At 68.3% G+C, this 23,201-nt stretch carries 21 protein-coding genes; 15 read left to right on the forward strand and 6 right to left on the reverse strand.

What is annotated here, in order from left to right:
• Positions 1 to 86: 86 nt before the first annotated feature.
• Positions 87 to 338, reverse strand: a complete 252-nt coding sequence (locus IE206_RS30305; protein WP_189967682.1) for a helix-turn-helix domain-containing protein — start codon at positions 336 to 338, stop codon at positions 87 to 89.
• A 656-nt stretch (positions 339 to 994) separates the two neighbouring features.
• Here IE206_RS30305 and IE206_RS30310 point away from each other — a divergent pair.
• The 6 genes from IE206_RS30310 to IE206_RS30335 all read left to right on the forward strand — a co-directional run bounded on the left by IE206_RS30310 (position 995) and on the right by IE206_RS30335 (position 7,133).
• Positions 995 to 1,930: a hypothetical protein gene (locus tag IE206_RS30310; protein ID WP_189967683.1), complete on the forward strand. Its 936-nt coding sequence runs from the start codon at positions 995 to 997 to the stop codon at positions 1,928 to 1,930.
• A complete protein-coding gene (locus IE206_RS30315) occupies positions 1,927 to 2,619 on the forward strand; it encodes an ATP-binding protein (protein WP_189967685.1) in 693 nt (230 codons plus the stop codon). Before IE206_RS30310 ends, IE206_RS30315 begins: the two co-directional genes overlap by 4 nt.
• 97 nt (positions 2,620 to 2,716) lie before the next feature.
• Complete coding sequence (locus IE206_RS30320) at positions 2,717 to 4,015, forward strand: hypothetical protein (protein ID WP_189967687.1); 1,299 nt, start codon at positions 2,717 to 2,719, stop codon at positions 4,013 to 4,015.
• 181 nt (positions 4,016 to 4,196) lie between these two features.
• Complete coding sequence (locus tag IE206_RS30325) at positions 4,197 to 4,892, forward strand: plasmid mobilization protein (protein WP_189967689.1); 696 nt, start codon at positions 4,197 to 4,199, stop codon at positions 4,890 to 4,892.
• Positions 4,889 to 6,580, forward strand: a complete 1,692-nt coding sequence (locus IE206_RS30330; protein WP_189967691.1) for a relaxase/mobilization nuclease domain-containing protein — start codon at positions 4,889 to 4,891, stop codon at positions 6,578 to 6,580. Before IE206_RS30325 ends, IE206_RS30330 begins: the two co-directional genes overlap by 4 nt.
• 196 nt (positions 6,581 to 6,776) lie before the next feature.
• Entirely contained in the window at positions 6,777 to 7,133 is a 357-nt protein-coding gene (locus tag IE206_RS30335) for a hypothetical protein (RefSeq protein ID WP_189967693.1), read from the forward strand.
• Here IE206_RS30335 and IE206_RS30340 read toward each other — a convergent pair.
• Positions 7,093 to 7,662 carry a flavoprotein gene (locus tag IE206_RS30340; RefSeq protein WP_189967695.1) on the reverse strand — a complete coding sequence of 190 codons (570 nt, stop codon included), beginning with the start codon at positions 7,660 to 7,662 and terminating at the stop codon, positions 7,093 to 7,095. The two genes, IE206_RS30335 and IE206_RS30340, sit on opposite strands and share 41 nt — an antisense overlap.
• Positions 7,659 to 8,921: a helix-turn-helix domain-containing protein gene (locus IE206_RS30345; RefSeq protein WP_189967697.1), complete on the reverse strand. Its 1,263-nt coding sequence runs from the start codon at positions 8,919 to 8,921 to the stop codon at positions 7,659 to 7,661. Before IE206_RS30345 ends, IE206_RS30340 begins: the two co-directional genes overlap by 4 nt.
• A 176-nt stretch (positions 8,922 to 9,097) precedes the next feature.
• On the opposite strand from IE206_RS30345, the gene IE206_RS30350 reads away from it, so the two are divergent.
• The 9 genes from IE206_RS30350 to IE206_RS30390 all read left to right on the forward strand — a co-directional run bounded on the left by IE206_RS30350 (position 9,098) and on the right by IE206_RS30390 (position 18,945).
• Positions 9,098 to 9,535, forward strand: a complete 438-nt coding sequence (locus IE206_RS30350) for an ATP-binding protein (RefSeq protein WP_189967700.1) — start codon at positions 9,098 to 9,100, stop codon at positions 9,533 to 9,535.
• A complete protein-coding gene (locus tag IE206_RS30355; protein ID WP_189967702.1) occupies positions 9,532 to 10,860 on the forward strand; it encodes a carboxyvinyltransferase in 1,329 nt (442 codons plus the stop codon). Before IE206_RS30350 ends, IE206_RS30355 begins: the two co-directional genes overlap by 4 nt.
• Positions 10,857 to 12,065: a metallophosphoesterase gene (locus IE206_RS30360; RefSeq protein ID WP_189967704.1), complete on the forward strand. Its 1,209-nt coding sequence runs from the start codon at positions 10,857 to 10,859 to the stop codon at positions 12,063 to 12,065. Before IE206_RS30355 ends, IE206_RS30360 begins: the two co-directional genes overlap by 4 nt.
• A complete protein-coding gene (dcd, locus tag IE206_RS30365) occupies positions 12,062 to 12,601 on the forward strand; it encodes a dCTP deaminase (RefSeq protein ID WP_189967706.1) in 540 nt (179 codons plus the stop codon). Before IE206_RS30360 ends, dcd begins: the two co-directional genes overlap by 4 nt.
• Complete coding sequence (locus tag IE206_RS30370) at positions 12,598 to 13,134, forward strand: dCTP deaminase (protein ID WP_189967708.1); 537 nt, start codon at positions 12,598 to 12,600, stop codon at positions 13,132 to 13,134. The genes dcd and IE206_RS30370 overlap by 4 nt, the downstream gene beginning before the upstream one ends.
• Entirely contained in the window at positions 13,131 to 14,228 is a 1,098-nt protein-coding gene (locus IE206_RS30375) for a glycosyltransferase family 4 protein (protein ID WP_189967710.1), read from the forward strand. The genes IE206_RS30370 and IE206_RS30375 overlap by 4 nt, the downstream gene beginning before the upstream one ends.
• An 83-nt stretch (positions 14,229 to 14,311) precedes the next feature.
• Positions 14,312 to 15,355, forward strand: a complete 1,044-nt coding sequence (locus tag IE206_RS30380; protein WP_189967712.1) for a serine hydrolase domain-containing protein — start codon at positions 14,312 to 14,314, stop codon at positions 15,353 to 15,355.
• A 147-nt stretch (positions 15,356 to 15,502) separates the two neighbouring features.
• Entirely contained in the window at positions 15,503 to 16,249 is a 747-nt protein-coding gene (locus IE206_RS30385; protein WP_189967715.1) for a hypothetical protein, read from the forward strand.
• A gap of 725 nt (positions 16,250 to 16,974) precedes the next feature.
• Positions 16,975 to 18,945 carry a competence protein CoiA family protein gene (locus tag IE206_RS30390; RefSeq protein ID WP_189967717.1) on the forward strand — a complete coding sequence of 657 codons (1,971 nt, stop codon included), beginning with the start codon at positions 16,975 to 16,977 and terminating at the stop codon, positions 18,943 to 18,945.
• A gap of 143 nt (positions 18,946 to 19,088) precedes the next feature.
• On the opposite strand, the gene IE206_RS30395 is transcribed toward IE206_RS30390, so the two are convergent.
• The 3 genes from IE206_RS30395 to IE206_RS30405 all read right to left on the reverse strand — a co-directional run bounded on the left by IE206_RS30395 (position 19,089) and on the right by IE206_RS30405 (position 22,458).
• Positions 19,089 to 19,568 carry an ASCH domain-containing protein gene (locus IE206_RS30395; RefSeq protein ID WP_226600138.1) on the reverse strand — a complete coding sequence of 160 codons (480 nt, stop codon included), beginning with the start codon at positions 19,566 to 19,568 and terminating at the stop codon, positions 19,089 to 19,091.
• The gene (locus IE206_RS30400) at positions 19,565 to 21,634 is read right to left on the reverse strand and encodes a GNAT family N-acetyltransferase (protein ID WP_189967719.1); all 2,070 of its coding nucleotides are present in this window, start codon (positions 21,632 to 21,634) and stop codon (positions 19,565 to 19,567) included. Before IE206_RS30400 ends, IE206_RS30395 begins: the two co-directional genes overlap by 4 nt.
• A 500-nt stretch (positions 21,635 to 22,134) precedes the next feature.
• Positions 22,135 to 22,458 (reverse strand): hypothetical protein, encoded by a 324-nt coding sequence (locus tag IE206_RS30405; RefSeq protein ID WP_189967722.1) that lies wholly within the window; start codon positions 22,456 to 22,458, stop codon positions 22,135 to 22,137.
• Positions 22,459 to 23,201: the final 743 nt, after the last annotated feature.

Below are 23,201 nucleotides of genomic sequence, written 5' to 3' on the forward strand. Positions count from 1 at the left end.
TGATGGTCGTTCAGACGCGGGCGGGATGAAGGTGGCTGCGGCTCACGGGCGTTGGCGCACCCGGGCGCGGGCCGGCAGCCGGGTCGCTACGGAGTCTCGTGGAGGAGGTCGAGCGGGCAGACGTCCAGGGCGGCGGCGATGGCGACGAGGTCGTCGACGTCGCAGCGCCGCCGGCGGCGTTCGATGCGGGACAGCATCGTGACGGTCATCGGGCGACCGAACACGGTCACGCGGGCGGCCAGCTGGCGCTGGGCGAGACCGCGGTCGGTACGGGCGCGCTCGATGGCGCGGGCGGTCCGCTCTCCGGCGGGACCCACTGGGGTGGGGCGTCTAGGCATAGGTCAATTTGTAGCTTGGAAAACGCTTTTTTGGAAATACCGTTTTCGCTGCTATGTTGCGCCGCTTTGTTGTCAGGACCCCTGCGTCACCCCAGCGTGCAGAGCGAAACATAGACGACGATCCCCGGTTAGCGAAATAACGCCCCGTCAGGTCGCATCGACCGAGGAAGATGGCCGTCAGCCCGAAGCGCCTTCCCTGCTCAGGGCGCCTGCCCCACCATCGAGAAGACGCGACACGACTGGATGGCGAAGTGCCACGAGTTGTCCGTTTCGCCCCCGCCTTTTCTCGGAACTATTTCGTCAACCGGCGATCGAGGGCTAACGTTTTAATTCCCGGCGCAGGACGCGTTCGCCGACAGCTGTTTGCTTTCTCGGCGCAATGCTGGACTTGTTCCGGGCAGGTGTGGCTTTATTGGCCATGCCTTCGGAGCCCCCGGGCCCCGAGGGCAAGAAAAAACCCCGACGCGCCAACGTCGGGGTCAACGAGTCCCCTACCGAATCACCCGCGTCTGAACGACTGAGCGATGGCGATCGCACGCCACCGTGGGAGGAACCTCTATGCCCCACAGTAGGGCCTTCACGGCACTACTCGCACCCCCGTCCACCAGCACCACCGCCACGTCCCCGGCCTTCTCCGTGAAGGCGGGGCGATAGGCATGGCGCGGATCCGCACCATCAAGCCCGAGGCGTTCACCTCCGAGTCGCTCGCCTCGGTCAGCGTGACCGCCGAGCGGACCTTCTTCGGTCTGCTCACCCAGGCCGACGACCACGGCCGCTTCCGCGACCAGGGCGCCGTCATCGCCGGCGCCCTGTGGTCCCTGCGCCCCGAACACGGCCCGCTGGAGGTCGAGGACGATCTCAACCAACTCCACACCGCCGGTCTGATCTGCCGGTACGAGGGCGAGGACGGCAAGCAGTACCTGCACATCGTCACCTGGGCCAAGCACCAGAAGATCAACCGGCCCAGCGGCAGCCGCTGCCCGGCGTGCCCGCACCACCAGAGCGGCCGATCCGCCGAGTCCTCCCCGCAGGTTCATGGAGCCCTCCGTGAACAGGCCGGGAGTCCTCACCGAGGGTTCCCTGAGGACTCCCGCAAACGGCGCCAGCCGTCCGTGAACGAAGAATCTGCAGGTCAGGGCAGATTCAGTGAGTCCTCACCGCAACGGCAGGGAGGACTCACGGAGGGCGCGGTGAGCCCTCACCGTCCGGATCTAGGACCTAGGATCCTGGATCTAGGATCACCTCCGGTGGGGCGCGCAAGCGCCCCCGCCCCCGACACCGTCTCGGGCTCCGTCTCGGTCTCGGCCAAGGACCTGGTCGGCGAGTACGTCGCCTCCTGCGAACACCGCCCGCCCAACGACGTACTCGGCCGACTCGGCAGGGAAGTCGGCAAGCTGCTCGGCGAGGGCATCGCCCCGGGCCACATCCGCGCCGGGATGGACCGCATGCGCGCCAAGGGCCTGCACGTCAGCCTGCTGCCGAGTCTGGTCAACGAGGCCATGAACACCCCACGCTCCACCGCCGGTGCCGCTGCCCACAGGCCGTGGACAAACCCCGCCGACGTCGAAGCCGCGTACGGGGGCGCCCTGTGACCACAGTCCTCCACACCCCGGAGCGCGTCGGCACGCTGGCGGACCGGTGTGCCGCCATCCTCGCCGACCGGGGCGTCGACCCGACCGACGTGACTCCCGAGCCCGTCTCGGGGGCGGTGGCTGCGCTGGAGCTGGCCGATGCCCGCATCCCGCCCCGCTACCGCCACGCCCTCGCCGACCACCCGCAGGTCACCACCTGGGCCGACGAGGTCGCCCTCGCCGGGCGGCCAGGCCCGAGCGGCACCCGGGGCATCGCGTGCGGCCCGTCGCTGCTGATCGCCGGCCCCACCGGCACCGGCAAGACCTACCAGGCATACGGCGCCGTACGGTCACTGCTCGCCGCCGGGGTCCGGCTGCGCTGGGAGGCCATCACCACCCCCGACCTGTACGCCCGCCTGCGCCCTCGCCCCGGCCACGACCCCGAACGGGACCTGGCGTCGCTCGCCCGCAGCCCGCTGCTGATCCTGGACGACCTCGGCGCGGCCAAGCAGTCGGAGTGGACCGAGGAGCTGACGTACCGGCTGATCAACCGCCGCTACAACGACATGCTCCCCACCCTCATCACCACCAACCTGCCGACCGACGCCCTGCGCGACGCAGTCGGCGACCGCGTCGCCTCCCGCCTCGCCGAGATGACCACCCGCGTCGTCCTCACTGGCCGGGACCGCAGACGGCACCCCGCCGCGTAATAACAAGCCCTGCGGCGCCCCCACCTTCACCACCCCGCCCGCACGCGCCACTGTGTGCTGCCCACACTGCGCGGCGGGTCCCATTGGAGACCTCTGCATGACGCAACTCGCCATGCCCGCACTCGGGCACTGGAACACCACATACCTCACCATCGCCTCCCTCGTCCTCGCATGCGCCGGAGCGCTGGACAGCCTGCGGCTGCGGCGGCGCACCCGCCGAAACAGCGACGACCAGCAGCCCGCAACACCCTCGGTCAAGGTCGCCGCACTGGCCGCAGTCGTCTGCACCGCCTACAGCGCCGACACCAGCTGGCGGTTCGCCACCGACTACCTGGACATGGTCGGGACGACCGAACGCGCCGCGATGTTCGCCGCCGCCGAACTCGCCCTGTTCGCCACGGCACTGCTCGCCCGGCAGAACCTCAACCTCAACGGCCCCAAGCAGGCCCCCGGCCTGCCCGGCCTCCTGACCTGGGTAATCACCGCCGTACAGGTGATCCCCGCCTACGCCGAGTCCGGCCCGGTGGGCGGCACGGTGCGGGCCTTCGTCGGCCCGGTCATGGCCGCCGTGCTCTGGCACCAGGCAATGGGCATCGAACTGCGCCTCCGCAAGCCCGAGGCCGCTTCCCACAGCATGCTCGCCACAGCCAGCCGCGAGATACGCGAACGCCTGCTCTCCCGCCTCGGCATCGCCGAACGCGACCGGGATGCCGCACAGATCACCCGCGACCGCGCCACCCGCAAAGCCGTTGCCCTGGCCGCGCACCTCGCCGAGCGCACCCCGAAGCAGCGCAGCGGCTGGCGAGGCCGACACACCGCACGACGACTGTCTCAGGCCATCGCCCAAGCCTCGGTGGGCAGCGATCACCGCCAGCGGCAAGTACTTCTGCATCAGCTCGCTGCCCGCCGCCATGCGACAGCCCTGGCGACCATCGAGTTGCCCTCACCATGGACCGACTCCATCTCCGCCTGGGACTCCGCATCCTCCATCGCACCACTGCTACCCCCTCGCCAATCGGGTGCCAGCGGCGCGCCGGATAACGAGCAAGCCAAGGAACACCCCGACCCTGACCATCAGCTAGGGGTCCTGCCTTCACCATCCGTGCAGTCCCAACTCCCCCTGCACGAAATGGCGCCCGCCCCCAAGGGCACTGTGCCGGTCTCCGAGGAAGACGGCACCACAGCGCGCTATGGCCGCCCTCCCGGCGCCGAGATGGCCGAACTGCTCGCCATCGGCCGCAAGGCCATCGAAGCGCACGGAAAGAACACCCGCGCCGTCCTGCGCAACGCCATCCGCGACGAGGCCGGACTCACCATCGCGGAGGACCGACTCACCGAACTCAAGGCACTTCTGACCGCCGAGCAAGGCGCCGAGACCAGCGCCCGCACGGACTGACCGCATATCCGGTCAGTCGCGCACCGCCGGAACCAAGACCTGTTGACCAGCAACTCCAGCTGGCCAACAGCTCTTCCACCCGCACAGATACGTCGGCTGAGCCCCACCCCGTGCGCCTCCGCTCGGCTCGCCCTCAGCCAGACCTGCCGCCAATATCGCTACAGCACAAGGAGCTTCACCCTTGCACGACTCGCACCCCAGCAACCTCGACCACTACCAGGCCACAACCCAAGCCACCCCAGCCCCAGGCGGAGCAAGTTGGAGGTTCGGACACTCCCCCGCAGGGGGAGCGCCCGAACCCGACCCCGCCCCGGGGGTGGCGGAGTCCGTCCAGCGCCAGGGGGCGCCGGACGGAGAGGCTGCGACCGAGGGCGGATCGCAGCCGGACGAGCAGGACCAGCCCCAGCAGTCCGCCGCGCCCGCATCCGGCAAGCCGCGCCGTCGCCCCCGCCAGAAGAAGCAGCGCCCCGCTGTCAGCGTGCGCCTCAGCAAGAACGAGAAAGCACTGATCAAGTCCGGTGCCAAGGCAGCGAAGCTGTCCGTGGCGGGGTTCCTCGCCCATGCCGGCCTGGCCGCCGCCCGCGACCTCACTCGCATCACCGACGTCACCGCCGCCATCGCCGACAACCGGGCGGTCCTGTCCGAACTCTTCGCTGCCCGTAGGGCCCTGACCCAGGGCGGCAACCTGCTCAACCAGACCGCCAAGGCCCTGCACTCCGGCAGACAGCCCACTCACCTCGACGACGACATCGACCGGATGCTCGCCACGCGCGCCCGGGTCGACGACGCCATCGAACTCTTCATTGCCGCCATCGAAGGCGGCAACCCTCCCACCCAGCCGCATTCGGCCCGGGACCAGTTCGGCGAGGCCGCGTGATCCCCAGCATCCACAAGCAGGGCAGCAGCACCTACGGGCTGCTCAACTACCTCTACGGCAAAGGAACCAAGGAGGAACACGTCGACCCGCACCTGGTCGCCTCCTTCGACGGCACCGCCCCCGACCCAGGGCGCGACCAAGCTGCCACCCTCGCCATGCTCCGCGACCTCCTCGACCAGCCCCTCCACCTCATCGACGCCGACCAGCGCCCCACCCAGCACGTCTGGCACTGCTCGGTCCGCGCCGCCCCCACCGACCGCATCCTCACCGACGACGACTGGGCCGACATCGCCCGCCGCATCGTCGCGGCCACCGGCATCGACCCCGGCGACGGCGCCGGCTGTCGCTGGGCCGCCGTGCGTCACGCCGACGACCACATCCACATCATCGCCACCCTCGTCCGCGAGGACGGCCGCAAGCCCGACCACCACCGCTCCGGCCAGCGCGCCCAGACAGAAGCCCGCCTCATCGAAGCCGACTACGACCTCCACCGCGTCGCCCCAGGAGACGGCACCGCCGCCAAGCGCGCCACCAGAGCCGAACGCCACAAGGCCGAACGCCTCGGCCAGCAAGCCCCCTCACGCGACCTGTTGCGCGAACACGTCCGCCAGGCCCTCGCCGGTGCCGCCGACGAGCAGGAGTTCTTCGACCGGCTCGCCACCGCAGGCGTACTGATCGACAAGCGTCTGGCCCCCTCCGGTGACACGCTCGGCTACAAGGTCGCCCTGCCCGGCGACGTAAACGGCGAGCAGGAGCCCATCTGGTACCCCGGCTCCAAACTCGCCCCCGACCTGTCCCTGCCCCGCATCCGCAAGCGCCTCAAGGCCACGACGGTCATGCCCGAGCCGCCGCTCATGCTGGACCAGGGCGACCGTTCGGCGTCCGCCCGTGCACGCCGCTTCGCGACCGAGGCCACTGACAGCGCACTGGCTGCGATCGCGGCCGGGGACGATCCGGTCGTGGCCGCCCAGCTCGTCGGCGTCGGGGAGGTCCTCGATGCCCTGGCTCAGACCTCCTCCGGCCCCACCCGCGACGAACTACGCACCGCGGCAAGTGACTTCGAGCGGGCCACCCGCTCGCACATCCGGGCCCGCGACGCCGAGATGTACGCGCTGCGCCGGGCGGCCCGCCAGATCACCCACTCCGGCACCTCCCGCGGACAGGGCCCCGATCTGACCGCGACCGCCCTCGTGCTGGACGTTCTGATCCTGGCCGTGATCGCTGCTGCCCGCTGGCACGCCGCACGCGGCCACGCCCAGCAGGCCGAAGCCGCCGCACGCGCCGCGCGCCACCTGCGCACCGCATACCAGGCGACCGCCACCGAGCCGTTGGTCATGATGCGGGCGTACGGCAAGCAGTTGCCCATCCGTACACGGCAGCGGCACAGCACGACGCTCCAGTCCGTGCTTCCCCACCTCGCCGACCGCATCCAGGCCGAGCCCGGCTGGCCGGCTTTGGCGGCCGTCCTCGACCAAGCCGAGCACGCCGGCCACGACACATCCGCCCTGCTGCAGAAGGCTGCGGCCTCCCGTGAGCTGGACAGCGCCGACGCGATCAGCGACGTCCTCGTCTGGCGCCTGTACCACCTCGGCGAGACCACCATCCCGGCCGCGAAGCGACGCCACCCCGCCCAGGCTGCGGGCATCCCGGTTCCCGTACAGGAGGCGCCCCGGCCACGACGCCGATGATGAGCCCCGTCCGGACACCCTGGGTGAGCAGCCCCAGCGCCTGCCGCGCAGCCAACGGTCAAGGCAGTGACGACCCCTCTCGTCGGCGATGCCCACGGAAGCGGACGGAACATAGCCGACGAACGCCGGTTGGGGAACCGGCGTTCCTCCAGACCATTGACACATTCCCACCTCCCCCCTCTTGAGGAGCATCTCCATGCCCGCAGCCACCCCTCGCCCCCACGTCATGGCCCTGCTGTTCGACACAGATTTCAAGCGCCCGACGGATTCCTTGGTCTTCCGCCACCTCGACGGACGCCTCTTCACCGAGGAGGAACAGGCCATCGTCCGTAACGCCACCATCGAAGAACTCCAAGCCGCCGGCGTCCACGTTCACAACCCCGAAGCCGAAGCCGACGCAGCGGCAGCCGCGACCACACTGGTCGAGCTCCTGCTCAAGTACGCCGTCCGCCACCATGAAACCCTCGCCCCTCTCATGACCGACGAGGACCTCATCGAGTACGACCGGTTGGCTACGGTCGTCGCTGCGGGCGCGCAGGCAGTTCCGGAGTGAGCAGTTCCAGCGCTTCCTCCCAGCGGTAGCGGTCGGCGCCGCCGCCGGCCTTCGGCTTGTGCGGCTCGTACGAGCCGATCAGGACGCCCATCTCGCGCAGCCGCTCCAGACTCTGGCTGTAGGCGGGGTGGGCGGCCTGTGCCGAATTCAGGTACGGCAGCACAGCCGTCGGGATACCGAAGCCGTACGCCTCGCACAGGATGCCCAGGGCGAGGGTGTCGGAGATCCCCGCCGCCCACTTGTTGATCGTGTTGAAGGTGGCCGGGGCTACCGCGATGGCATCCGCGGGCGGCAGAGGCCGCGGATCGCCGGGCGAGCGCCAGGCCGAACGGATCGGGTAACCAGTCTGCGCCTCGACCGCCTCGGCATCGATGAAGCCCAGGCTCTGCGGGGTGGCAACTACACCCACGTCCCAGTTCGCCTCCTGGGCCGCGGTGATCAGCTTTCCGACGTCACCGGCGATTCCGGCCGCGCACACGACGACGTACAAGAAAGGCTTCTGGGTCTGCTGGTGGGGCTGATCGCTCACGCGGGGACTCCCAGTTGACGGCTGAAGTGGTGCAGCTCCGGCAGAGTACGGCGGCGATCACGGGCGGCCATGTCGGCGACCAGTTCCCGGACGGCGGGGCGACGGACGTCCTGGGCCGCACAGCTCTCGGCGATGCGGAGGGCCTGGTAACCGTCGGCGAGCCGTCCTTGCTGGTTGTAAGCGCGGGCAGCCTCCACCCAGAGGGCTGCCCGCCGCTCGGGAGCGGGGATGTGGCGGCGCATGAGGGGGCCGGCGGTCTCCAGGGCGACGCCTGCGTCGCCGAAGGCGTTGGCCGCGCTGACGGCGTGCAGGGCGACGTTGGTCGGACTGAAGTTGGCCCAGGCGTCGGGGCGGTCGAGGGCCACGTAACGGGCAACGTCCGTCGCCTCGGTCAGGAAGTCCTTGGCGGCAGAGCGGTCACCACCGCTGCTGGCCGCCGTGACGCCGCGCAAGAGCAGCAGACCCAGGGCAGCGAGGTAGCGCGGGGAGCGCTGGTCATAGGCTCCGGTGAGCTGGTCGACGGTGTGCCGGACCAGGGTGACGGCCTGGACGGTGTGCTTCTCGCGGGCCAGCAGGTGAGCGTGGACACGGACGCTGGAGGCGAGGATGACCGGGTCGCCGCAGCGTTCGGCCTCAGCCATGGCACGACCGACGGCAAGCCAGGCGTTGCCGTGATCGCTCAGCTTGAGGAGCAGGCTGGCGGAGGTCTGGTAAGCGGTGGCCAGCAGCCCCGTCGCCTCGGCCGAGCCCGCCGCCGAGTGGCGAAGGTCAGTGATCAGCGGCGGCAGAGTCCGCTCCAGCTCGGCGTAATCGCACGTACAGAACAGGCGGCGGACCGTGGAAACCCGACTGCCCAGCTCCGCAATGTCCTGAACTCCATCGCCCGCAGGCGGAATGGGACCGGGCAGAAGGGAGTGGATGAGGTCGCGATGGCCGGCGGTCGGCGGGGCAGGCGTCGCGATCGCGGCGAGGCTGGCAGCGAGGAAGGTACGGCGGTGCATGTCCTCTGTCTCGGGGTCGCAGGTGATGGCGTCCGGGACGGCGGCGAGGCCGACGGCGGGCAGCGGGATGCCCAGTTCCCATGCGATCGCGCGTAACACCTGGGAGTCTTCGGTGCCCTTGCCCTGTTCGAGGCGGCTCACCTTGGACTGGTGGTAGCCCAGGGCTGCGGCGACGTTCGCCTGGGAGCGTTTCGCGAGCACGCGGGCCCGGCGGATCACTTCGCCGATCCGTCTCGCTTCGTCGTGTGCATCGGCCATCTGCGCCACGGCCCCTTCCGCCGTCGCCGATCCTGCCTGCTCAACCGAGCGTAGATGAACCGCACTTGGAGTTCATGCCCCTCCTGCATAAGCGATGCAGCACCGGCACCTGAGCTGGCCGGGCCCCTGCCCCAGCCGGTTCCTTGGTGGGGCCGCACTCGCTTGGGAGGCAGCCCGTGGAACCGCAGCACCTCAGCATTTCCGTACCCGGCACAGCCCGCGCCGTCACAGACGTACGGCACCAAGTCGTCGCCGAGATACGCGGCTGGGGACTCCCGGCCGACAGCAGCGCCGTGGAGACCGTGGCGCTGGTGACCAGCGAACTGCTGACCAACGCCGTGCAGCACGCCGGACAGGGCCCCATCTCGGTGGCTGCCCTGCTGAAGGACGACACCGTACGAGTCGAAGTCAGCGACGCCAGCCCCACCCTCCCCACACCGGGCTTACCGGACGAAGACGACGAGCACGGCCGGGGGCTGCTCATCGTGGCCGCCCTCGCCGTCCGGCACGACGTCGAGACGACCGAGTCGGGCAAGCGGTGCTGGGCCGAAATCCCTGTACAGCACGAGCCAACTCCCCATTCGCCGCTGCACGTTCCGCTCCCAAGGAGATGACTGTGACAACGACCCAGGTCCCGGCTGTGACGTCAGAGGTGATCGCGATCCGTCCCGGACCGCCGCTCGCCGGGACAGTGACCGTCGACGGCTCCAAGAACGCCGCGCTCCCCCTGCTCGCGGCGGCTGCCGCCCTGCGCCGGCCCGTCCAACTGGCCAACGTCCCCGCCAACGCGGACGTGCAGGCCATGCTCACGCTGCTCCAGTACGCCGGACACCGCATCGCCCGCCCGGTCGGCGAGCCGAACACAGTCCTGGTCCTCTCCAGCGACGGCACTCGCATCGCCCCGGAGCTTTTCGAAGCCGCCGCCCGCATCCGCGCCTCGTACTACCTGGTGCCCGCTCTCCTGGCCGCGCACGACCGGGCCTCACTGCCCTGGCCGGGTGGCTGCCCGATCGGGGAACGCGGCATGGAACAGCACTTCCGGGTGTACGAGACCTTCGGCGACCGCTACGCCGTCGACGACCATGGCTACACGGTCGAGGCCCGGAACACCCACAACGGCTCGGTGTCGGTGATGCTGCCCTTCCGCTCCCGCGGCGCCAGCATCGCAGCCATCCTCCGGGCCGTTATCGCCCGACGCCCTCTCCGGCTGGGCCACCCAAACCTCTCCCCCGAAGTCACCAGCGTCCTAGTGGCACTCCAGGCGGCGGGCTGGTCGGCCCAGGCCAACGAGCGCCTCATCGCCCTCGCACCACCTGCTTCCGCCTCCCAGGAGCCGCTGGCATGGACGGTCCCCGGCGACAAGATCGAAGCGGGCACCCTGGCCTGTGCGCTCGCCGCCACCGGAGGCAACGGCCGCATCGAGGGCGTACACAGCAAGGACGTCGCACCGATGGTGGCGGCCCTGCGCTGGCTCGGCGTCCCCGTCGCCGCCCAGGAGAACGCACTCACCGTCCACGCGGCAGACACCCAGCCCTCCCATCACCCGCTACGAGCCATCGCCTCCTTGTCCCCCGGTGGTCTGGACGCCGATTTCGAACCCCCGCTGATGGCACTGACATTGGGCCTACCTGGCACCCACCTCTTCGCCGACACCATCAACCCCGGCCGCCACGGAAACCTGCTCCCGCAGCTCACTCGCCTCGGCGCCGACATCCACGAGATCTCCCCCACCCAGTGCCGCCTCACGGGACCGCAGCGCCTGACCGGCGCGGGCGTGGAAGCCACGGACATCCGCACCGGGTCCGCTCTTCTCGTCGCCGGTATCACCGCGCACGGAGTCACCACACTTGGCGGCCTCGAACAACTCCGTCGGGGCCACGCCGACCTCCCCACCAAGCTGCGCGCGCTCGGCGCCGACATCTGCGAGGTCACCCCATGACCCGACAGCTTCAGCGGATCACCGCCACCACCGATGTCCACTCCAGCTTCGACGATGCCCTGCCGATGCTCACCCATCTGCACGCTGCTCGGGAGGACTCCCTCATCGTGGACTGCGGCGACTTCTTCGAAGGCAGCGGCTACTACCGCCTCGCAGAAGGGCACATCGAGCGCCGCCTCCTCACGAGCCTGTACGACGTGATCGCCCCCGGAAACCACGGTTGGGCCCACCACTTCGAACCCGACCTCCACCGACTCACCGTGTGCGCCAACGCCGTGGATGACACGAGCGGAGATGCGCTGTTCCGACGCCTTCACCTGGCCGACATCGGCGGCCGGCGCGTGGCGGTGACCGGGGTGATCGGCCTCCAGGCGTTCAGCACCATTCTCCGCTCGCAGCGCGCCGGGCACCGCGTGACCGACCCGGTCCAGGCACTGCGAGAGCTGATGCTCGTCCACCAGCACGAGGTCGACGCCTGGGCCCTGCTCAGCCACTCCGGCTTCGACGAGGACCTCAAGCTCGCCGCCGCCTGCCCGTTCCTCGACGTGATCTTCGCCGGGCACTGCCACAGCGGCCAGTACGGCCCCGTCCACGTCGGCGACACCCTCGTCCTGAAAGGGCAAGAGCTCGCCGTCGGCTACGCCCAGGCGAAGCCGATCGGCCATGGCTGGGCCGCTCGTACGGACCTCTTCCTCCCAACCTGGGCGAAGCTCCTACCCGAACTCGCTGGCACACAGCGGGAGATCGAGGGGCTCAGCAACCAGCTGGCCGCGCCACTTGGCACGATCACCGAAACCTACCGTTACCGTCTCCCCGACCGTCGCGAACTCCTCGCCGAGGTCACCGCGCGCCTGCACACCGGCCTCGGTGCGGAAGCCGTCGTCCTCAACGAGACCGCCCTGCGGCCCGTCCAGCTCGGCGACACCCTCACCCTCGGCGACCTGCTGGCGACCGAGCCCTTCGACAACCAGCTCGTCCACGCCCACCTGCCGGACGATCAGCGCGATGTCGAGGGCCTGCTTGCCCGTCTGGCCGAGGAGGTCGGCCCGCTGGTCACCACACCCGCCCCACTGCCGAACGGTGTCCGCACCGTGCTGACCACGGACTACCTGGCCGAAACCTTCCTCGGTGGCCGCACCCAGCAGGCAGCTCTGCGCCTCGGCCAGGCCATCCAGCACGTACTGACCGAAGGAGTGCAGCCGTGATCCTCACTGGCCCCGAGATCACCACGGCCGCAGCCGACGGCCGCTTGCGCATCGATCCGTTCGACCAGAGCCAGGTCAACCCGAACAGCTACAACGTCCGCCTCGGGCCCACCCTCCTGACCTACACGTCGCCGGTCATCGACGCCCACCACCCCAACCCCACCGCGGAGCTGAAGATCGGAGATGGTGGGTACGTCCTCCAGCCCGGCGAGCTGTACCTCGGCCACACCCTCGAAGAAGTGGGCTCCGACGTCTTCGTCCCGCTCCTGTTCGGCCGCTCCTCCGTCGGGCGCCTCGGACTGTTCGTCGAGATCACCGCACCGATTGGCGACATCGGCTTCCACGGCCACTGGACGCTGATGCTCTCCCCGATCCGCCCGTTGCGCATCTATGCGGGCATGAGGATCGGGCAGATCATGTTCTTCGTCGCGGTCGGGCCGATCGACCTCTACGCGGGCAAGTACCAGGCCGCCACGGGACCGCAGCCCTCCTCTTACTGGCGCGACCTCACGCCGCTGGCGGCGGTGACCTCGTGATCCTTACTGGCCCGGCCATCGCCGCCGCGCACACCGCCGGCGAGATCACCATCGAGCCCTACGAGCCCGAGCGCCTCTCCCCCAACGCGTACGACTGGCGTCTCGGCGAGACCCTGCGCGTCTGCGACGGCGACCTCGACGCCGCCACCCGCACCCTCTGCCCCGAAGTCCCCATTCCTGCAGACGGGTTCGAACTCGATCCTGGCGTCCTGTACCTCGGCGTCACCTACGAGAGGACGGGCTCTGAGGCGTACGCCCAGTTCCTCAACGGCAACCGCACCATCGGCGCCCTCGGCATCTGGGTCCACGTCTCGGCCCCGCTCGGCCACCAGGGCCACGCCATTCGCTGGACCCTGGAGATCCGGGCCGCCCGCCCCGTAAGGATCTATCCGCTGATGACCTTCGGAAAGCTGGCCTTCCTCCAGACCTTCGGTGCCCCGGCCAGCTACCAGCAGCACGGCCTCAAATACCGGGCCAGCCAGGGCATCGAGACATCCCGCCTGTACGAGGAGATCCCCGGAGACCGGCCATGAACCCGACGGCCGCCACCGCGCTCGACCTCCCCTTCCCCAGCCCTGGCGGAAGCGTCGAACTCTTCCTCGACCTCTACACCGGCCCGCAACCGCTCATTTCTGCAAGGGCGTTCATGCTCGCCCCGGCCGGGCCGCGTCCCCGTACGCCCCACGGGCTGGACCTTCTGAGCATCGACGGCAAGTGCCTGTCCGGCCCGGCCTTCCGCCGGTACGTCTCCGACCTGCGTCACGCGCTGGTGTCCGCGGTTGACCCCGCGCAGGTCAGCGTCCTCCATCTGCACCATCTCGCCTTCGGGGCGACACCCGCACTCTTACGGGCCTTCCCCGAGCCGCCTCGCATCGCCTTCGTGCACGGCACAGACCTGCTGTTCGCCCAAACGCACCGCGACCAACTCGGCGTCCTGCAACAGTCCGCCCACGCCGCGGACCGGATCGTGGTGCCGACCAACGCCATGGCCGACCATCTGCTGAAACTCGCCCCCAGGACCGACCGCAGGAAGATCGAACAGATCCCGTGGGGCGTCCCCGACCGCCTCATCGACAACCCGCCTTCACGAGCGGGACATCGCACGACGAGCCACCTGAGACTGCTCTACGCCGGACGCCTCACCGAGGAGAAGGGCATCGAGGCCCTGCTGCACGCGGCGCTTCTCGCTCCGGCCGTGGCGCTAAGCATCGCCGCCCCTCCAGCGGAGTTTCACGCCCTGGCTCCGTTGATCCGGCGGCTGGGCATCCACGTCAATTACCTCGGCTGGCTCCGCCGTCCACAGCTGTGGAAAGCCTTCGCCGATCACGATGTGCTCGTCATGCCCTCCACCACCCTGGAGGCGATGGGCCTGGTCGCCCTCGAAGCCCAAGCCTGTGGCCTGCCTGTGCTCTACCAGCCTGTTCCCGGACTGAACGAGACGCTCGCCGCGACGGGGCTGGCCACTGATTTCACAAGCCCCGCCGCCGTCGCTCGGGACCTGGACCGGCTCCGCACAACGCCTGGGCTACTGGCAGCCCTCCGAGCGGCGGGCCGGGCGAACGCAGCGCGCTACCCCCTGAGCAGCACCGCAGCCGCTCTTTCCGACCTGGGTAAGCAGCTCGGCTGACCCGTCCGTGGCGCAGCCGGAAGCGTTCCGGCCACGTCACTACCCTGGCCGACGGGGAACGCTCGGCACACGATCGGGAGACCATGAAGCTCGACACCCACCGCATCGCCCAGCTCTTGCACGACGGAGTCCGCGACAAGGTCTACCCCGGTGCCGTCTGGGCCGTCGGGGACGACACCGGCCCAACCGCGAACGGAGCCGTCGGCCTGCTGGACCCCAATCAACCCGACCGGCCCATGCGGCTCGACACCGTCTTTGACGCAGCCAGCCTCACCAAGATCCTCGCCGTTTGGTCCTCCATCGGCGCCCTGTGGGAGGACGGCAAACTCGACCTCGACGCCCCGCTCGGCGCCTTCTGGCCGGAGGTCAAAGGCCACCCGCTCGGAGTGGTGACCGCCCGCCACCTGCTGACCCACACCGCCGGTGTCCCTCTGCGAGCCCAACTCAAGAACCTGTACGGCACGGACCCACAAGACATCCGTGACGGCGTCCTGCACGAGGCTCTCCACCGCCCACCCGGCGAGGCCGTCGAATATACCGACCGAGCCGCCCTCATCCTCGGCTACCTCGCCGAGCACCTCGCCGGTCAGCGCCTCGACAAGCTCGCCACGGAACGGACCTGGCAGCCACTGGGCATGAATTCCACCCGATTCGGCCCGCTCCCCACCGAGATCGTCGCACGGTGCGCCCCGACCGAACTCGACCAGGACACCAACACCCACCTCAAAGGCACCGCCCACGACTTCTCCGCCCGGCTCCTGGATGGAGTGTGCGGCATCGCCGGCGCCTTCAGCGTCCTCGACGACCTCGGCGCCTTCCTGTGCTACATGTTGGGCGCGGTCGGCTCCCCAGGGCGGGCCGGCTTCGGGCCCGCCTGGACGGCGGAGTCGTTGACCATCCAGACCGGCGAACTGGAGCCCGTGCGCGGCCTGTTCTGGCACCCGGCCCCCGGTACCGGTCCCCTCGACGACGTCTGGGTCCACTACGGCTTCACCGGCACTGGAATGTGGATCTCGCCTCGCCAGCAGCGGTGGGCAGTGCTCCTGACGAACAAGCTCTACTACACCCGCGACCGCCAGCCCCTGACGGGGATCCGCAACGCCTTCCGTGAGCTGTCCATCGACTGAGACCACGGTTGCGCAGGTCTCGCAGACACTATCTGCCCGTGCGGGCTCAGCATCAGGTGCCGCCCCCGAGATGCTTACCGTGCCCCCCCACGGTCGCGTCTCCCCAAGTCCCCGCAGAGAGTCGGCATATTGAGGCATAATGCGCCCATGATCAGCGAGGTCATCACGTCCGTGACAGGCGCAACCGTCACACCACTGGCCCGATGGGTGCGGAAGCTCTGGCAGCGCCGCTCGCCGCTCATGGTCGTGGCAACCCCACGCATTCCGAAGGCATGGAAGCTGGCGCTACCAGACACGGAGCCCCTCCACGCCCCTGTCCCGCTGACGCACAGCGAGCGCCGGTACCGGCAGATGTATGAATGGCTGCGCGCCAAGGGCGCCTACGACTACGGGTTGACCTCACTCGACCTGCGCTTGGAGAACCGAAGTGGTGAACCACTCATCATCACCGACATCGGCGTTCACAAGCTAACCGCCGGTGTGCCTCTGCGTGCTGCGCTCGTGTCCTACCCACCAGCTGGCGCCGTGCAGAAGGAACTCATCTACTTCGACCTCGATGAGGTCGATCCCACTGGCCGACCTGCCCGATTCGACATGGACCGGCTCGAACCCATCGGAGAACAGCCCTACTTCCTCGACAGGGACGTGAAGCTGGGGGCCGGAGAGTCCCAGACATTCCACATCGCCGGGGCCGCGCTCCGCTCTCGGGTCTCGTGGGAGCTCTCTGTCACGATCCTGCAGGCTGGCAAGTACCAGAAGATCATTGTCCAACCCGGGAGCGGCCCTCTAAGAACGTCCGGCACGCCCACCCAGGGATTCGATGGGGAGTGGATCTGGAACTGGTTCGCTGGTGAGGCCGCGTCATTTACTCCAGCCCCGCATCCAACGGCCTAAGCCCAATACCGGTGAGATAGTGGCCGGTTCGGCCGTCTGGCCTGGGGAGAGGTCCCCCGTCGACGGTCTCGGAAGCCGCATAGTCACTTGTATTGGGCCTAAGCCCACATACGAGCGACGGTCGGCGTTCGCCGTCCAGGCGATATAACCGCCTCAATTGTTGCAATTCTGGTTGCATTCACCGTCGTACGGCGCCGTGCAGGAGCCCACTCACACCAGCTCCACCGCAGGTCAGGGCGCCCTGCACACCCCGGAGCCCCAAGGCGAAGACTTGGAAAGCGTGTTGGGGGCACCAACCCCAATGAGTTCGAATCTCGATCCTCCGCCAGTGCCTCACCGGGCGCGTTGTCGAGGGCCCCACCGTTCGCGGTGAGGCCCTCGACGTTGTGGGTTGCAGTTGGCGTGATCAGGTGGCGCGGCCCGCTTCGCGCCGAGGCAACTGGCCTCATTCTTATACGCCCGACCTGGACGCTCTGGCAAGGTTCCACGCATGGGTGTCTCCGAGAAGACGCGCAAGATCATGTGGGCCTCATGTGCGTTAGGGGCCATTCTGGAAGCTGTTTCGGAGCCGACTTCGGGATGGAGCTCCCGGCGCCACCGCGAGCCGGGCGGGCAAGGCTTGGTCGTTCTCCTTGGAGGCGCCAGTCGCAAGCGGCCGCTCTGGCAAGATTGTCAACGTTGGTCTGCTTCCCTCCGCGGAGGTCTCTGTCATGCAACCGTCGCCCATGGACCACCGTCGAATACAGACGGCCGTCATCGGCAGCAAGGATTCCGACCTGGCGGTCATCCTCCCCATGCAGGCGGAGGAGCTGACGAGCTGGCGGCAGAAGCACCCTCGGTACACCTACTGGTGCGGCACCCTGCTCGGCGGCTGCGGCGAGCGCCTGACCGACCGGCTCTACCGTTCGAAGGTCTGCCACTTCGCGCACCATCCCCATCACACCTGCACTCGCACTGCCAATGGGGAAGACAGCGCCGACCACCTGTTCATGAAGAGGGCCTTGCATGGCTGGGTGGGCCGCCAGGGGTTCGAAGCGACTGTCCGGATGCGCAGGAGCACTGCCTCCCCCGGCGGCCTGATCGACGTCGATCTCCACGGCGTCGCGCGGCAACTGCGCTTCCACCTGTGGCCTGACCGCAATGGTTCGTGGGGCATGACTCCTGGCGAGACGTACACCTCGGGCGAAGAGGACGTCGACTGGATCTTCGGTCTAGGAGGCCAAGCGCCCCAGGGGGTCTTGAACGACTCCGACTATGTCTTCCGTATCCGGTTCGAGACCAGAGGAGCTGAACGGTGTCCCTACCTCGGTGTGCAGCAGCGCGGTCGAGCCACCGAGTGGACGCCGTTCGCCGCCGCAGGTGTGACCGCTGACGGGCTTTCCACACCGGCGGTTGAGGAGATCCGGGCCGCCCGCAGGCGATCGGCCGCGGCTGGTAAGGGCAGTGGCGCGAGAGGGGCGCCGCCTGTGTCGCCGTCTCCTCAGCCGCCAGCGATCCGGCGCCTGAGCCGGGACGAATTGATCGTCGCGGTTCGCGAGGCCCTGGAATTGGACGCGCGGTGGGCGACCAGGCCGACCCTGAAACGCCTCGGTCAGACGATCAGCGTAGACCTCGCCCGACACGACACCGGGGAACTCGTCGATCTGTTCACCGAGGCCGACATCCCGTTTCCCGCGAGCGACCCCGTTCTATCCGCCCTCATACGGACGGACAGCGGTGAACCGCTGCCCTTCCTGGCCAATATCGTCGAAGGGCTTGGGCTGGGGAGTCCGTCTTCTGTGTCTCATCTGAAGCGGTGGGCGCAGCGTGAGGCGGACCGTGCGTTTGCGAAGTACGGGATCCCCGCACGTACCCTGCCGCCGGAGTTGCCGCTCGACGCGGCAGTGCCCGAGGTGCGCATCGCAATACCTCCCGGTCCGCGCCAAGCCGGAGTTAGACGAAGTCAGCGGACGAGAACGCAGGGCAGCCAGGCTCCCGACGACTGGAAGCGGCTGCAACACCTGGTCTCTGAGGGGCAGCAGCTGGTCGGTGGCGCAGGAGGCGGGGCTGCCGCTCGCCTGAAGCAGGAGCTCCGGACAGCTCGTCGGCTCCTGGAAGGCACGCGCCGGACGAAACTCAACAAGCGTGGGCTGCGCGTTCTTCGGGATACGAGCGCTCAGCTGGAAACCGCCATCGAAGCAGTGAGGAAGGCAGCTCAGCGAAGCCGGAAGCCCTCTGGCGGTGCCGCACGGTCGGCCCCTGCGGTTGAAACGTCGAAACGGGAACGTCAGCAACTCAATGCCCGACCACCAGAAGTCAAGCGGCCTGCTGTTCCCGCCCCAGGCGATCTTCGGCAGCACCTCGTTACGGTTGCGCGGGCGGGAGGCACCACGCACTGGCTTCTCATAGCCGGCGGTAAGAGCAGCCCCCAGGAAGTACGCCTCAAGCTCCTGTCGCAGATCGAGGACCATTCCGGTGGCGATGCACCGCTTCTTTCGTCCTTGGTCGTGGCGCCCGGTGGCGGCCCGGTCCCGTACTTTCGAGAGATCTTGAAGGACGTAGGGCTCGCTGTGCCTCAGTCGGACGAAGCGCTGATGCGGATCTGGCGCCGCGAGCAGGAACGCGCGCACGCGGCCTACGCGAATCCGCGTCGCCCGCTTCCGTCAAGGCTTGTCCCGAGGCAGTCAGGCGCGGACGCCGTACGCAGCCCACAATGAGGCGGGGGAGAGCACCGGCAAGGGGGCCGACCTCCCAGCCTCATCGGACACTCACTGGCGAGCCCGGAGGTCGCGCTCGACGGCTTAGTGCACCACGACTGCCACCCAGAACCAGTGGAAGCCCTGCCTCGGGCTGACGAGAATCACGCGGGCACGAGATCTCCCAGCGCATCGCGCAGTGCGGCCGCCACATCGGGCCCGACGCCAGTCATCAGACGCAGATCATCCCGCTTGAGGTAGCGGTAACTCTGCGGGGGATGAAACGTTCCCGCCATGCGCAGAGCGTCAAGCGGAACAGGGGTTTCGAAAGACACCGGATCCTGCAACGTAAGGCCGCTGGCTTGCGTTGCCCCACTCATGTACGAGTCGTACTCACTGCGGCTGATTCCGGTCTGGGAGCGGTGCGCCGACCAGACCTGGCGAGGAGAGCCAACGCGGATCGAGGCGATGCGGGCCGCGCCCACCAGGGCCATGGTGGGCGCAGTCGCATAGAGCAGCACGGGCGTTCCGGGAGGCGCCGCGACGCGCTGGCGGCGGACCTCCACCGTCTTGCTGCCGTCCAGGATCGCGGTGGCGAAGCGCGGGTGGACGGACAGCAGCATCGCGCGTTCCGGGTCGTTCACGTCGTTCGGTGCCCCTCTTGATAGACCGCTTGGAACAGCTTGTTGCTGATCTTCGTCAGCGAGATCAGCAAGTTCGACGACCAAGGTAGTCCGAGCCCCTCAGCCAGGGAGGCCAATCGCCGCAGCGTCACCGGCCTGGGGAAGATCTCGGTGTCAGAGAACCTCAGCGCCATGGCCTGACCTGAATTACCTGCGGCCTCGACCACGTCAGCCCGACCATATACACCCAGGTGTTCGAATTGCGAGAGCAGGGTATCTGGCGCGTCGATGACGACTTCATCCAGACGCGAACTGGCCACCACCATCTGCCCTTCGGCACCGACGCCACCATCGCTGACGTACCAGAGCAACCGGGCGGGAACACTCTCGCCGCGATGGCCCGACGCCCGGTAGTAGACGTGCTCCCGGCTGATACCGAGCGCCTCGCCCCGCGGCAGCAGCATGGCAGGGACGTTGAACAACTCGGTCGACCAACGCGGTTTGATCGGCACGAGGAAAGACGGCAGTTCCGAGTCAACGATCTTCGCCGGCCACCAAGCCCGCTCGACCACCGCGGCCACCTCGGCAGGCATCCCGGCATGGAGCACGGCACCCTTCGCCGCCGACTCTCGCCCAGGGCCACCGGCAGCAGCCTCGACTTCGGCGGCCGAGCCACACGCGTGGACCAACAAAGCTACGAGGCTTCCATCACGCTCGAAGAAACCGTCGTCGCCCGAGGCCGACCTTGCAGCTGCTGACGGATGAGGATCCGTGATGCATATGCTCTCCGCCCCATAACTCCTCCCAAGTCGCTTGAGCAGAAAGAGAAGTTGGCGCGCCAGACTCTCTTCGAGGTGATGAGTCGACGTACGCAGGACGGGGACGAGCAGCGTTCGTCCGTCCAGGGCCCAGACGTAGAGGGCTACCGGGTTGCCTTCCCCGTCCCGAAGAAGCTCTCGCCGCCACGCAACTGCGTCGCTTCCCAGGGAGCGCAGACGGTCAGCAAACGACGAGCCGCCGTCCAGCCTGTCCTGCTCGAAGAACGCCACCAACTCGCCTTCCCCACCAGGCGCCACTTCTCCCACTCGGAACTCGGTTCCCAGGAGGTCAGCCGGGCGATACAGCTGTGCCTGGCGCAGTTCATCGACGTGCAAGGTGACAGTGGAGGGTGCAACGACGCGTACCCTGGCGACGTCCCAGGCCACATCCGCCAGGCGAGCCAGCATAGGGTCTCGGGTCGCCAGTACCTGAAGGCCCGCGCACGACGTCTCGGCGATGTACCGCACGCCCCGTCGCAGGGCTGTGACGTCCCCTTGGAGCTCCGGCATCGATTCGGTCGCGGCCCGATGCAGTTCGTCGCTTCGCTGGGCCACAGCATCGGCGTCAGGGGCGAGCTGCCGCAAACTGCTCAGAGCAGCTCGCTGGTGATGCCGCTCGGTAGCCTCGGTGATGTCCCTTACCTGATGGACGAGTTGGGGTGTGTAGGCAAGCTCGACAAGGTCCGTCATCCAGCCCGCCTCCAAAGCACGGGACTCCTCCGCCCCCTCCTCATCAGCGAGGCCGCTCAGGTCGGCGAAGACTTGGTGGTCGATCGTCACCACCAACAGGGCGTTGCTCTCCACGCTTGAGAACAGGTCCGGGTGTCCGAAGTCGAGCCACCACCCGTCGAGGAACTCCCCGTCGCGCCCCCGCCCACGAGCTTCGCCCTGGGGCACGAAACCCAGGCTGCGCCACATGCCACTGAGGCCGTAGTCCCTGCGGCACTTGGCCCTTACCCCGAGCCGCTGCGGGTGCCGACGTTTGATCGTCTCCACCAGCGCCCGAGCGATGCCCTTGCTGCGGTGCTCCGTCGCTACGCAGAGATGCGCCAGCCGAATGTACGGATTCCTCTTCGGCAGACCGAAGAGGGCGTATCCAACAACCTCCTCGTCCTCGACAGCGACCAGGAGCCCTCCCTCATCGGCCATCGCGCGATACGCAGGAGGCGTCATCAGGCCAAGCGTCCTGGTGTACCGATCGCCCAGCGCCACAGCCTTTTCGATCAGATGATCCTGTGCCGAGGACACAGGAAGGACCTTCACCGCCATTTCTCCCCCTCCGAACGGGACGGCCGTCTGCCGCGCCCTGCTCCCCTGTAGTGAGAGGGGAAGCTGATCCCAGGTGAGCGCGATACTCAAGGGTGCACAAGGGGCGCACGGCGCCGTACACGGAAGCCGAGCTCCCAGCAGCATCCGCCCAGCGACGCATTCATGTGCGCAAGCAACCGGATGAGAACGATCTGGCGCCTCCTGGTCTGCTCCCCTCAAGCCCGAGCGTGGGAGAAATCTGGGAGATGATCTTCCTTCAGAGGCCCACCGAAGCCACGCGAGACCACCCCATCCAAAGCCTCTGACCAGCGCAGACACGCATCCCGCCCGGTCGTGATCCTGCCCGACCCTCATTCGGGACGAAGAGGTTGTGGGTTCAAACCAGGGCTAAGCCACTTCGAAGCCGGCTTGGAACAGCTCCATCGCGGAGATGACATCAGCTGTCGTCCGAATCCATACCTCCAGGTCACCGCCCCGCCCTCCGGCGAGACCGTGAAGTCCTAATCGACCTCTCCGTCCTCGTCCTCGGCCACCTCTTCGCCGAGCACGCCGAGCATCTGCGGTGGGAAGGAGCGCAGTTCGTCCGCCAGGGCCACCATCCGGGCGCGCACCTCCGCGCACTTCGCCTCCGCGTCGTACTCGTTCTCGTCGGCCGTCGGGCGCTCGGCATGCCTGGCCTTGCAGGCTGCCGGATCGGCGGGCGGGGCATCCTGGCCGTCTGCAGCGGCCAAGCTCTCCCGGGCGTCCTCGGGATGGAGCTCCACGTGGCACCGGTCGACCGTCCAGTCGGCCAGCAACTCTGACCGCTCCAGCAGCTCGCCCACGACCGCATCCTCCACGCACTCCAGGGCGACGCGTTCACGGAGACTTTGAGGATCGCCCCGCCCGGGTACACGACCACGATCCTGTCGAGGACGTCGACCTCCATGCCGTCCGGCCCGTCGATGCCCTCGACCGAGTCGAACCCGTTCTCAAGGAGCACCACGGCGCCGGCTCGTTGCAGCGCGTCCATTTCCGGGGTACCCGCCGGAATGCCGATGTCCACCGCCGCTCCGGCCCACCGGCCGCACCAACATCGCCACTGGTCTCCACCATCACGCCCGCGACACCACCGCCCTGGGCATCACGTGATCAAACCGGGCACTCCGCGAGAATAACGCCGTCCTGAGTCCGCACCCCGTGGCGGGGCACCGGCACCGCCCGCCGCATCCACGACGAATTCCTCGCCCACCGCCCCGAACAACGCGTCGGCCTCCTGGTCCCCGACTGCCGGAGACGGCAAAGCCCTCCGCCTGTACGAGACCTGGGGATACAAGGCCGTCAGCACCAAGCAGCCATCGCCCGGCTCTCAGCCCCTGACCGCGATGCTCCGCGACATCCTCTGAGCTGACCTCCAGCCAGCCTTCTGGACCGTGGTCAACATGACCATCCCCCACGACCCTGGACGGGCAATTCCCCAAATAGGAACTTATCGGCACAGAAACCCTCTATAAACCATTAGGGAGAATTCCGCCCTCCAGGCGTAGAGAAGGTAATGCAAAGGGTTACAACTCGGCAAGCCCGAGTA

It is taken from the genome of Streptomyces violascens, assembly GCF_014649955.1.
In the GTDB taxonomy this organism is placed as follows: domain Bacteria; phylum Actinomycetota; class Actinomycetes; order Streptomycetales; family Streptomycetaceae; genus Streptomyces; species Streptomyces violascens.

Coding starts and splice junctions, on each gene's coding strand:
- IE206_RS30385 (WP_189967715.1), top strand. CDS start 15,503: ATGATCAGCGAGGTCATCACGTCCGTGACAGGCGCAACCGTCACACCA.
- IE206_RS30345 (WP_189967697.1), bottom strand. CDS start 8,921: ATGGCCGATGCACACGACGAAGCGAGACGGATCGGCGAAGTGATCCGC.
- IE206_RS30355 (WP_189967702.1), top strand. CDS start 9,532: ATGACTGTGACAACGACCCAGGTCCCGGCTGTGACGTCAGAGGTGATC.
- IE206_RS30360 (WP_189967704.1), top strand. CDS start 10,857: ATGACCCGACAGCTTCAGCGGATCACCGCCACCACCGATGTCCACTCC.
- IE206_RS30400 (WP_189967719.1), bottom strand. CDS start 21,634: ATGGCGGTGAAGGTCCTTCCTGTGTCCTCGGCACAGGATCATCTGATC.
- IE206_RS30305 (WP_189967682.1), bottom strand. CDS start 338: ATGCCTAGACGCCCCACCCCAGTGGGTCCCGCCGGAGAGCGGACCGCC.
- IE206_RS30375 (WP_189967710.1), top strand. CDS start 13,131: ATGAACCCGACGGCCGCCACCGCGCTCGACCTCCCCTTCCCCAGCCCT.
- IE206_RS30310 (WP_189967683.1), top strand. CDS start 995: ATGGCGCGGATCCGCACCATCAAGCCCGAGGCGTTCACCTCCGAGTCG.
- IE206_RS30320 (WP_189967687.1), top strand. CDS start 2,717: ATGACGCAACTCGCCATGCCCGCACTCGGGCACTGGAACACCACATAC.
- IE206_RS30380 (WP_189967712.1), top strand. CDS start 14,312: ATGAAGCTCGACACCCACCGCATCGCCCAGCTCTTGCACGACGGAGTC.
- IE206_RS30390 (WP_189967717.1), top strand. CDS start 16,975: ATGGACCACCGTCGAATACAGACGGCCGTCATCGGCAGCAAGGATTCC.
- IE206_RS30335 (WP_189967693.1), top strand. CDS start 6,777: ATGCCCGCAGCCACCCCTCGCCCCCACGTCATGGCCCTGCTGTTCGAC.